Raw genomic sequence first — 11,751 nt, forward strand, 5'->3', positions numbered from 1 at the left:
ATAAAGGTTATATGTAATTGCGAATCATTCTTATATTATTATGATTCAAACAAAAAAATTATTTACTTTCGGAAAGCTAAATATGTCAGAAGTTATGGAACCCTTATTAACCTCATCTTTACGCAATCGTACAAAAAGCGTTCATGGAAAATTGGACGAGCATCTTATGGGAATGGGCCTGTTTTCTGACAAAGAAAAATATAAGATTTTTTTAACCCTACAATATTATATTCATCGAGATGCTGATCACTTATATTCAAATTCTAACCTATCAGCAATTATTCCCAATTTGCACCTACGCAATCGTTTTGTAAAAGTCAAAGAGGACATGCAAGATTTAGGTGTGACCATTCCATCTCCTATCCAACCTCCTGTAATTACGAATACCTCTTCGGCGATTGGTTCATTATACGTTGTGGAAGGATCAAAATTAGGGGCAAAATATCTATTACACCATGTTGGAATGATTGGCCTTTCTGATGAATATGGTGCCCGACATTTGGGTGCAGATAGTGAAGGACGTGGTACGTCTTGGCGCAGTTTTCAATCCGCAATCGACAGCGCAAAAATAGATATTCCAGTAGCTGTAAAAGCTGCCGAACAAACATTTGAACGTGTTTTTTCTCATCTTCAAAACATCACTGGGTAAGTCTCAACTTTTACTTATCCGCATCAGGGATCTATGCCTCTTATCATAATGAAACTCACCCTGATGCGGTTTTTTATTAGCTTAATAAAGCCTTTAATTCCTTTACTGTTTATTGGAGAACATTCATGACGCCGATTTCTTTTTCACCATGGTCGATGTTTTTAGAAGCCAATATCGTTGTGCAAATCGTTATGGTCATTTTAAGTTTTGGCTGTTTATTAAGCTGGACTATTTGTATTGCTAAATCAATTGAGCTTTTTATTGTACATAGAAATCTTTATACAGAACAGGTAATCTTACAAAAATCTGGAAAACTAGAAGCAGAGCATATACAGAATAAAAAATGTGTTGTTGGTGCAATGATAATGGCAGTACTGGATGAATATCAGTCTTCCAAAGGAATTACCCATGATCTGACAGGGCTTAAAGAACGCATTGCCATGACTTTGGAACGCGTCGAAGCCAGCGAAGGACGCCGTTTATTAAAAGGCACAGGGTTGCTTGCTACTATTGGAGCAACTGCACCTTTTGTTGGATTATTTGGTACAGTTTGGGGAATTATGAATTCTTTTACAGGAATTGTTGCAGCCAAAGCCACCAGCTTAACCGTGGTAGCCCCTGGTATTGCAGAGGCTTTATTGGCCACTGCTTTGGGATTAGTTACAGCTATTCCAGCAGTGATCTTATATAATATATTCTCTCGGAATATTATGCATTGCAGAGCACACATCGCCGATCTCAGTACATTGATCATGCGTATTGTTTCTCGGGACGTCAGCCAAATGACTGCACAACAAGGCAAAGGGCAAGTTATTCAATTTGGTCTGCGTGCTGCAGGAGAATAATGATGATCCGTATGCGTCATAACGATGAAACTCCTAACGAAGTTAATGACATTAACGTAACACCCTTTATTGATGTTGTCCTGGTGTTACTGATTATCTTTATGGTTGCCGCACCATTAAGTACCGTGAATATTCCTGTTAACTTGCCAGGATCAACAGAAAAAACAACACCATCACCGACTAACCCTGTTTTTCTGACATTAAAAACAGATCAAACCTTATCTATAGGTGAAAATAAAATCAACAAAGATCAATTGGCCGCAGCTTTGGACACCGCAACAAAGGGCAATAAAAATGAGGCAATTTTCTTAAGAGCCGATAAAAAAGTTGATTATGAAAGCTTGATCTCTGTGATGGATCAATTACGCTCAGCAGGGTATTTAAAAGTTGCTTTGGTTAATCTGGCCAAAGAAGGAGCTACACCGTGAGCTCTTTTTTTTTAAATTTTTCTTTTTTTATCAATAAGGTGCCTGATTTGTCTTTTAATCAATGGCAAAGAGCATATCAACAATACCAACATAAACAAGACCGTTTACTTTGGGGAAGCTCCTTAATCGGCAGCTCTTTTTTTTTAATAGGGATTGCTTGGGTTGCGTTTCATATGCCTCATACGCATACGATTGCTTTACCCACAGACACGCCACCCGCAATCACACTTGATTTATCAACGGATCTTGCACCTGCATCTCCTCCTATGGCGGCAACACCAGAACCTCAACCCTTGGAAGAACAAACTTCTTCGATGGATGCACCCCCTGCCCCTTCTCCCGAAATTATTTTACCAAAAACTCAAAAACTCAAGAAAATTCAACCTGTCGAGCATAAACAAATTGCAAAAAAACAGGTTAAACCTATTCAACACCAACCTGTTGCACCTGTTTCCCAGACAACAAATACAACACCTTCAAACTCTCAGTTGCAATCAGCATCAACTGTGACATCCAGTAATGCAAATAGTGCGCATGCATCCTCTCATACAAAAGCATCAATGAGTCCTGCGTCATGGCAAGGCAGTGTATTAAAAAAACTTGAACGTTTAAAAAACTATCCTTCTGATGCACAAAATAATAGACAAGAAGGTGTTGCAACAATTAAAATCACCATTAATCGTCAAGGGAATGTTCTATCTTCTAAATTGGCAAAAAGCTCTGGATATTCTACATTAGACAAAGAGGCTGTTGCACTGGCTTATCGTGCCAGTCCTCTGCCTGCAGTGCCCGAAAGTATTAAAGGGAACAATATTACAATTAATGTGCCTGTTGATTTTCACATGTAAGTTGTTTTTTCTATTTTTAACTTACATATGTTATTTTTTATAATGATTAAATCTTCAGGATAAAGCTGAACTGGCTATAAATCACTTTGATCGTTTTTGTTATCATTCATAATTATATATTACGATCTGCGCCCCATAGCTATAACTGGCAAAATGACAATAGCTGGCAAACTACTTCAAACAATCTTCCTATTGGGAATATTATACCTACTATTGGTAACAAACCTTATCTTATAATAAAATAAATTAAAAAAACGGCGCTAGACTTACCTAACGCCGTATATTTTCAACTATCAAAGCTTTGATAAAACTTAATCAAAGATATAATGATTTACCAAGTTTTCTAAACGTTCTTGATCACCACTAACTGGTTGTGGACGAAGGTCATTACTTTCCACATGTTTAGCAATATCAGCCAATGTCATTTTACCAGCCAACATATCTTTACCAAATTGAGTATTCCATCCAGCATAACGTTTATCTGTATTGGCTTTTAATTGATCATCACTCATTATTTTAGCAGCACATTTCAATGATAATGCCATCGTGTCCATTCCACCAATATGACCATAGAAAATCGAATATTTATCAGTAGATTGACGTCTGACCTTAGAATCAAAATTCAATCCACCCGTTGTAAAGCCACCATTTTTAAGAATTTCATACATAATTAATGTATTTTCTTCGACACTATTTGGAAATTGATCAGTATCCCATCCCAATTGTGGATCACCACGGTTCGCATCCAAAGATCCAAAAATACCCAAAGAAAACGCCATTGCAACTTCATGCTGGAAAGAATGACCAGCAAGCGTTGCGTGATTGGCTTCAATATTAACTTTGATTTCTTTTTCTAAACCAAATTGTTTTAAGAACCCATAAATAGTTGCAACGTCATAATCATATTGATGTTTTGTTGGCTCTTGTGGTTTTGGTTCGATCAACAAGGTGCCTTTATAACCAATTTTATGCTTATTTTCCACAACCATTGACATAAAGCGACCCAGTTGCTCACGTTCTTTTTTAAGGTCAGTGTTTAGAAGACTTTCATATCCTTCACGCCCGCCCCAAAGAACATAATTTTCTCCACCAAGTTTATGAGTAACATTCATTGCATTCACAACTTGTGCTGCTGCATAAGCAAAGATTTCTGGATCAGGGTTTGTTGCAGCCCCACCCATATAACGAGGGTTGGTAAAACAATTTGCCGTACCCCATAAAGGTTTAATACCAGTGGCTGTTTGTTTTTCCAACATTATATCCGCAAGCACAGCAGAGTTATGTAAATATTCTTTAATATTTTTCCCTTCAGGAGCCACATCCACATCATGGAAAGCATAAAAAGGAACATTCATTTTTTGAAAAAATTCAAAGGCAACATCTGCTTTTGCTTTGGCATTGGTTAGTGGATCAGAACTTGCTTGCCAAGGATATTGAAAAGAACCCGTTCCAAACATATCCGTACCATTCCAGCAAAAAGTATGCCAGTAACAAATAGCAAAACGAAGATGTTCTGACATTTTCTTGCCCAAGACAATTTCATCAGGATTATAATGACGAAAGGCAAGTGGGTTTTTGCTTTGAGGACCTTCATATTGAACTTTTTGAACTTTGTCATAATAATTTTGCATAATCGATCTCCTAAATGATCAGTGTGCTTATTTTATAATTCACTATTCATGATGAATAATAAAATTATGAATTAACGATAAAGATAAATGGTTAAAGTTTATTTCCAGATAGCCTCTAGCTCTTCCAAAGATTTACCTTTGGTTTCAGGAACAAATTTAATCATAAAGATAGCTGCAGCAATGCTGATAACGCCATAAATCCAATAAGAGAAACCATGATTAAATGTTTGCACCAAATATGAATTTTTATCCATAATAGGAAACGTCCATGAAACCAGGTAATTAGCAACCCATTGAACGGCAACAGCTATAGAAAGTGCTTTACTACGAATAGAGTTAGGGAAGATTTCAGCCAATAGAACCCAGCAAACAGGACCCCATGAAATCGCAAAAGATGCAATGTAAAGAAGCATAGACATCAGGGCAAGAATTGGAGACATTTTTAAGAAAAATGCACATCCTAAAACAAGCATACCCAAAGCCATACCAAAGGCACCTATAATTTGCAAAGGTTTGCGACCAAATTTATCAACTGTAAAGATTGCAACTGTCGTAAAGGATAGATTAATAATCCCAACAATAATGGTTTGTAATAAAGCAGAGTCAGTACTCGCGCCCAGACTTTTAAAGACTTCTGGAGCATAATATAACACCACATTAATACCCATTAATTGTTGAAACGCAGATAATAAAATCCCAATAACAATAACCCCAGCCCCGTATTTAAATAATTTAGCTCCTGATTCTGACGTATTTGCCAAAGAAGTCATTATTTCTGATAATGCTGCCTTAGCACGTTCTGGATTTAAAATATTCGTCAACACAGATAGGGCGTGATCTTTACGTTGTTTTTCAACCAACCAACGTGGACTTTCTGGTACCGTAAATAACAGAATGAAAAACAAAGTTGCAGGAATAGCAAGTGATAAAAACATATACCGCCAACCAACCGTATGTAACCATGATTGATCACCAGAACTCGCGATAAAATAGTTCACACAATAAACCAATAATTGGCCAAAAATAATTGCAAATTGATTGAATGAAACTAGTTTTCCTCGAATTTCTGTTGGTGCAACTTCGGCAATATACATCGGGGACAACATGGATGCTAATCCCACCCCTATTCCACCAATAATACGGTAAATGACAAACTCAGGAATAAATCCTGATAAGTAAACAGGTAATTGTCCCGTTTCAACCTGGTGGAAACCAAACTCGGGATAGGCCGAACCAATAGCAGCAATAAAAAATAAAAATGCTGCAAATAACAAAGAGTTTCTGCGACCAAATTTATTACTTAAATAACCACCAATCAATCCCCCAATAATACACCCGATTAACGCACTGGCAATACAAAATCCCAAAAGGGAATTGGCTGCTGTTTCGCTGAGATGTTGAGGTTCAATAAAAACTCTGAAAATTGAATCAACGGTTCCAGAAACGACCGCTGTATCATAACCAAATAATAAACCACCCAGTGTTGCCACAAGAGTAATTCTGAACACATAAAGTGTATTATACTGCTTATTCATCGTTAATCCTTTTATTAGCCATGAATAAATCACCAAATAAGACATAAAAGCCTTTTCTAATGTTCAGAGTAAAAGATGTTATTATTTGAAAAGATGTAAATAAAATCAATTTATTACTGAACTAAATAAATTATACAGTGAAATAATTTATTTTCTCAATTATGAAATTTCATAAGTATTTTATGTTTTTTACTTATATATCGAGATTTTGATCAAATAAATGTGATCACAATTTTTAAATTGTAAATATTATAATAGAATTTATTACAACTTTACTTAAGCGAAAATTTCATCATCATGACCCTATCATTGGAAAAAGAAGCTCGCATTCTATTATTATTTAATGCAAACCAAGTTTATGATCGGCAAATTCTAAAGGGGATTGGCGATTTTCTACAAAACCATCACGTTAATTGGAATATGTATATTTCCGATAGCTTACGGTGGGATATAAATTATCACTCTGTTTTAAATTGTGATGGTATGATTGCTAATTATGATGACCATCATATTGAATCCATTGCCCATAACAGTGATTGCCCAATTATAGGTGTCGGTGCCTCTTTCCATAATAAAGCTGAATATCCTTCTATTCCTTATGTAGCATCTGATAATTATGCCCTTATCAAAACAGCCTTTGACCATTTATGCCATAAAGGGATTAAAAAATTCGCTCTTTACAGTTATCCTCCCAGTCGTCATGCACGTTTTGCCTATGAACGCGAGGTTGCATTTCAACAAATCATGCAACAACAAAGCTATCCTGGATGTGTTTATCAAGGTATAGAAATGAATTTAAATAATTGGCAAGAGGGATTACAAAACCTTGCTGAATGGGTTTCTTCTCTTCCACTGAATACAGGTATTATTGCTGTAAATGACTCACGCGCTCGCCATATTTTACAAGCTTGCAAACAATTAAATAAAAAAATCCCTGATGAATATTGTTTAATTGGAATCGATAATGAAGAGGTTATTAATTATCTTTCAAATAATTATATCTCTACCATTACCCAAGGTACCGAAGATATGGGATATCAAGCTGCCTCTTTGTTGCAACAAATGCTTGAAAATAAACCTGTTTCTGTAACACAAACCTTGATCGCACCTAAACAAATTATAGAGCGTCAATCCACAGACTATCGATCTATTGAAGACCCTTACGTCATTCAAGCAATGCATTATATACGTCAACATGCTTGTCAAAACATCAAAGTCGAACATGTAATCAGTGCCGTTAAATTATCAAGATCAAACCTAGAGACACGATTTAAACAAGAATTAAACCAAACAATGCACGCCATTATTTATGCTGAAAAACTCAAACGTGCTCGATATTTATTAAGTCACACTACGCTCTCTTTGACAAAAATATCAGAGCAATGTGGTTATCCGTCTTTACAATATTTTTATTTCTTATTTAACAAGGAATTTAAACAAACCCCCAAACAATACAGAGAAGATAAATCATATTCTTGGTCAGAAATAAGCTATTAAATAATAAAGATAATTTAATTATTGAAAATAATAAATTTAAAATTATTATAATTGAAGCGAATATTTTTATTATGAAAATTTAGGATCAAAATCATGGAAACAAACCCTGATTTCCAAACCACTTCTATAGATGCTTTTGATCCATATGAGATGGCAAGAAAAGCCGAAAAAATGATGGTGGCGAAAGTTCAAAAACCATTTTCAAAAGTATTTATTGCTTCCACTTATGGTGGTTTTTTTATTGGACTGGCCTTTATTTTTTTTACGTTAGTCACTACAGGATCCTCTACCATGCCTTATGGTATGGCAAAACTTGTCGGCGGATTATGCTTTAGTATGGGATTGATCCTCGTGATCGTATGTGGAGCCGATTTATTTACCTCAACGACACTGACCTTTATTGCCAAAGAAAGTAATAAAATCACATGGTTTCAGCTTTTTAGAAATTGGGGATTTGTTTATTTTGGTAATTTTATTGGCGCATTATTCTTAGTCTTCCTGGTTTACATGAGTGGACACCCATGGGATGCCGATGGACAAATTGCTTTAAATTATATGAATATTGTTGACCATAAACTACATCACACTTTTATAGAAGCCATTGCATTAGGGATCATGTGTAATGTGATGGTAAGCTTAGGCGTATGGCTGTGCTTCAGTTGCCGAACCAGTGCAGATAAAGTTTTGGTTTTGCTATTTCCTATTGCAATGTTCGTTGCTTGTGGATTTGAACATTGTGTTGCGAATATGTATGAAATCCCTATGGGAATTTTAATTAAAAGCACAACAGATTCTGAATTTTGGGTATCTCATGGGATTAATATTGCTAAATATGCAGATCTTACTTGGGGTAATTTTTTCTTACATAACTTAATTCCTGTGACCATTGGTAATATTATTGGCGGGGCATTACTCATAGGTTGGGGAAATTGGTTATTATTTCTACGTAGTTATACAACGAAAGCAGATAAATAATTCCTATTACAGTATTCTATTATCTCTTTCATGATCATGGTATATTATCATAACAAATGAACCAGTAATAGATAATAGATACCATCATGACAACTCAAGACGATCTTAATAAGACCTCAAAACCTATATCCATTACTATTCCAACGATGAATGGCGAGGATCTATCGATTGAGTTATCTGTTGGAAATGTATTCTTTATGCTAGGAGCCAATGGTTCTGGCAAATCATCATTATTATATAAATTACTGCATAATTTAGGAATCAAAAACTGTGTTTTAATGTCTGCCTATCGTCCAAACAATCTTGATGATAAAGCGTACAAGTATAATACACAACAGTACAACGAAGACAAAACGCACAAAAAAGCTTTTTATACACACACTACCATTCGATATAGTTTATATCCTGCTCAACAAGCTATCGAAAATCTTTTTTCCATTGAAACACTCATTCGTAATTCTTTGAATAATGCCACCAACCTTCAACAAAAAATAAAAATTGGTGAACAAGTTATCACTTCTGATGCCTTAACTGAAATAGATAGTCTTAACTCTATCTTTAAAAAAAGCGGTTTTGTCATTGAGCTTTTTCTTAGCAAAAAGCAAACATTAATGGCAAAAAATAATGCCTACTCTCCACCTAAAGAATACTCAATAGCAGAACTTTCTGACGGGGAACGTGCTGCACTTATGATCAGCAGTAATATCCTGTGTGCTAAATCTGGATCTTTTATTTATTTAGATGAACCTGAACGGCATTTACATCGGCGATTAGTCTCTTCATTACTATCAGAACTTATCCAGCTCCGTAAAGATTGTATATTTATTATTTCCACGCATGAAATTGCCTTACCAACATATGTGCATGATTCAAAAGTCCTATTAGTGCGTCAATGTGAATACGAAAATGATGAACCTATCCGTTGGGATGTTGATCTCATCAACCAACACGATGAACGATATTCAGCATTAGAAGAAACTTTAAAAGTCGACTTGCTGGGTTCCAGAAAAATCATGCTCTTTGTCGAGGGAACCTCTGCCAGTTTAGATATTCAATTGTACCAAACCCTCTTTCCCACTGTTTCGGTTATTTCAAAAGGGTCTTGTGAAATGGTGGAACAGTCTGTCAAAGGATTAAGAAATAATCAAGGAACCCATTGGGTTAAAGCATTTGGAATTATTGATAATGACAACAAAGCCCAAAAAGAAATCGAAAATCTAGCCAAAGCCTATATTTTCAGCCTTAATGTCTATTCCATTGAATCTATTTTTTATCATCCTAAAATCATTCAATGGGTATTAGAATATGCCAAAGAATTTAATGATATTAAAGATATAGAAATGACTTATGCAAAGATAACTCAGCTAATGCAAGACGAGCTATCCAAACAAAAAGATCATCTTTGCGGCCGATCTGTGAATATGAAAGTCAGATCAGAAATTATGGCCAGTCTGCCTAAACAAACAGATATTGAACAAAATATTATTTATGAAAAAACCGTCGATATTCCTTCGTTGCTTCATAAAGAATATCAACTATTTGATCATTATTTGGAAACTAAAAACTATGACGCGTTAATGACCCATTATCCGATTAGAGAGGCGAATTTATTAAATCCAATTGCCAAAAACTGTGGTTTTGCTGATCGACAACGTTATGAACATAATGTCATTTTAATGATTCAAAAAAACAACGATGCGCAAAAATTTATTCTCTCTTTATTAGGTGGAGCCTCCCAAGCAATTACTGCTGCCATTGTCAGAAATGACAATAACTTATAAAAAAAGCAGTATAAAATACTGCTTTTTACTCTTATTAATGTTGTTTTACACAGGCTTTTAAAATCAACTATTAATTTGATACGACAGAATTACCACCATTGATCGTATTTGCTTCAGGCCCACGAACCAATGTAACGGTTGAACTGTTCCCTGTGCCACTTTGTCCAGCACTTAGGAAGAATTCATTCAAAACTGAATAAGAATGATCAAAAATATCAGACTGAATTTCTTCATATTTTTTCCATACCACCGTATTACTAAAACAATAAATTTCTAGTGGAATCGCAGAAAAATCAGGTGCCATTTGACGAACCATACAGGTCATCCCACGATGAACAGAGGGATGCTGCTTTAAATATTCTTCTAAATAAGCACGATATAATCCAAAATTCGTTAAACGACGTCCATTTAACCGAGACACCTCAAGGTCATAATTCTTATCTTGGTTAAATTTATCAATTTCGGCAGCCCTTTGCACAATATAGGGTTTTAACAAAACACTTTTAGAAAGCGTTTCAATTTCTTCCTTGGTCAAAAATCTTATTGAATTCGCATCGATTAATACAGAACGTTTAATACGTCGACCACCGGATTCCTGCATGGCACGCCAATTAATAAATGAATCAGAAACAAGCGCATAAGTTGGAATCATAGTCATCGTATTATCAAAATTTTGAACTTTAACTGTCGTTAATCCAATATCAATAACAGTGCCATCAGCACCGTATTTTTCCATTGTTAACCAATCTCCAATCCTTAACATTTTATTCGCTGATAATTGAATTCCTGCTGCTAACCCTAAAATAGAATCTTTAAACACCAACATAATAACAGCAGCCATCGCACCCAAGCCACCAATTAATTTCCACGGTGACTGGTCAACCACTGTTGAAATCATCACAATACCAAAGAATAAAGACGCTAATAATTTAATTCCCTGAAAGATACCTCCCAAGGGTAAATTACTTGATATTCCTAATCTGTTTGAAAGATGATTAACAATGTTTAAAAATGAGAATATGGATAATAATATATATAATGATATCCATAATTTAGTACAAACAACTACGAAATACAAAATTGGAACGTGATATTGAACCCAAAATGTTGTTTGTGCCAACAGCACAACACCTTGAATAACAAACGCCAGACGATTAAAGAGCTGGTCTTCTGTTAAAACTTGTATCCAAACTTTAGAACTTTTTTTAGAAAACTGGTATAACTTTCTTAATACCAACCTATGTAAAATAAAATGTAAAACAACAGCTGTTATAATAATTATGGATACTGCAAGAATAAATAGCATGACACCACTTGATTGTATGCCAACTTTACTCAACAACCTCTCTATCCAATCCAACCCCTCTTGTTGAATATTATGTACTGCCCCACCTGTCGTTCGTGCATTATTAGCCAATGCTTTTACCATTTGCTCATCGGCCACTACTTTGCCTATTTGCTCGCCTATATTCGACATTAGAAATCCTTGTATCGTTTTATATATAAAGGCTCTTGAATAATCCCCAAAGAGCCATGCTTTTATACAGATTTATATTGTGAAC

Annotated in this window: 10 protein-coding genes; 7 read left to right on the forward strand and 3 right to left on the reverse strand. The window is 35.2% G+C overall.

Annotation, left to right across the window (positions count from 1 at the left end; genetic code table 11):
* Positions 1 to 82: 82 nt before the first annotated feature.
* The 4 genes from COMX_RS06605 to COMX_RS06620 all read left to right on the forward strand — a co-directional run bounded on the left by COMX_RS06605 (position 83) and on the right by COMX_RS06620 (position 2,770).
* Positions 83 to 649, forward strand: a complete 567-nt coding sequence (locus tag COMX_RS06605; protein WP_034339181.1) for a biliverdin-producing heme oxygenase — start codon at positions 83 to 85, stop codon at positions 647 to 649.
* A 125-nt stretch (positions 650 to 774) separates the two neighbouring features.
* The gene (gene exbB, locus COMX_RS06610; RefSeq protein ID WP_034338379.1) at positions 775 to 1,494 is read left to right on the forward strand and encodes a tonB-system energizer ExbB; all 720 of its coding nucleotides are present in this window, start codon (positions 775 to 777) and stop codon (positions 1,492 to 1,494) included.
* A gap of 2 nt (positions 1,495 to 1,496) precedes the next feature.
* The gene (gene exbD, locus COMX_RS06615; protein WP_034338382.1) at positions 1,497 to 1,922 is read left to right on the forward strand and encodes a TonB system transport protein ExbD; all 426 of its coding nucleotides are present in this window, start codon (positions 1,497 to 1,499) and stop codon (positions 1,920 to 1,922) included.
* Positions 1,919 to 2,770, forward strand: coding sequence for a TonB family protein (locus tag COMX_RS06620; RefSeq protein ID WP_051461934.1), 852 nt, complete (start codon positions 1,919 to 1,921; stop codon positions 2,768 to 2,770). The genes exbD and COMX_RS06620 overlap by 4 nt, the downstream gene beginning before the upstream one ends.
* A 311-nt stretch (positions 2,771 to 3,081) precedes the next feature.
* Here COMX_RS06620 and xylA read toward each other — a convergent pair whose 3' ends face one another.
* Entirely contained in the window at positions 3,082 to 4,401 is a 1,320-nt protein-coding gene (gene xylA, locus COMX_RS06625) for a xylose isomerase (RefSeq protein ID WP_034338385.1), read from the reverse strand.
* A gap of 98 nt (positions 4,402 to 4,499) precedes the next feature.
* Entirely contained in the window at positions 4,500 to 5,936 is a 1,437-nt protein-coding gene (gene xylE / locus COMX_RS06630) for a D-xylose transporter XylE (RefSeq protein WP_034338388.1), read from the reverse strand.
* Positions 5,937 to 6,233: 297 nt separating this feature from the next.
* Between xylE and COMX_RS06635 the strand changes: the two genes are divergently transcribed.
* From COMX_RS06635 to COMX_RS06645, 3 genes are all read left to right on the forward strand, one after another.
* Positions 6,234 to 7,433 (forward strand): XylR family transcriptional regulator, encoded by a 1,200-nt coding sequence (locus tag COMX_RS06635; RefSeq protein WP_034338390.1) that lies wholly within the window; start codon positions 6,234 to 6,236, stop codon positions 7,431 to 7,433.
* Positions 7,434 to 7,526: 93 nt separating this feature from the next.
* Entirely contained in the window at positions 7,527 to 8,408 is an 882-nt protein-coding gene (focA, locus tag COMX_RS06640) for a formate transporter FocA (RefSeq protein WP_051461935.1), read from the forward strand.
* A gap of 86 nt (positions 8,409 to 8,494) precedes the next feature.
* Positions 8,495 to 10,189 carry an AAA family ATPase gene (locus COMX_RS06645; RefSeq protein WP_051461936.1) on the forward strand — a complete coding sequence of 565 codons (1,695 nt, stop codon included), beginning with the start codon at positions 8,495 to 8,497 and terminating at the stop codon, positions 10,187 to 10,189.
* 70 nt (positions 10,190 to 10,259) lie between these two features.
* Here the strand turns inward: COMX_RS06645 and COMX_RS06650 are convergent, their stop codons facing one another.
* Positions 10,260 to 11,666, reverse strand: a complete 1,407-nt coding sequence (locus COMX_RS06650; RefSeq protein WP_235176787.1) for a mechanosensitive ion channel family protein — start codon at positions 11,664 to 11,666, stop codon at positions 10,260 to 10,262.
* Positions 11,667 to 11,751: the final 85 nt, after the last annotated feature.

It is taken from the genome of Commensalibacter papalotli (ex Servin-Garciduenas et al. 2014) (assembly GCF_000527695.1).
Classification (GTDB): domain Bacteria; phylum Pseudomonadota; class Alphaproteobacteria; order Acetobacterales; family Acetobacteraceae; genus Commensalibacter; species Commensalibacter papalotli.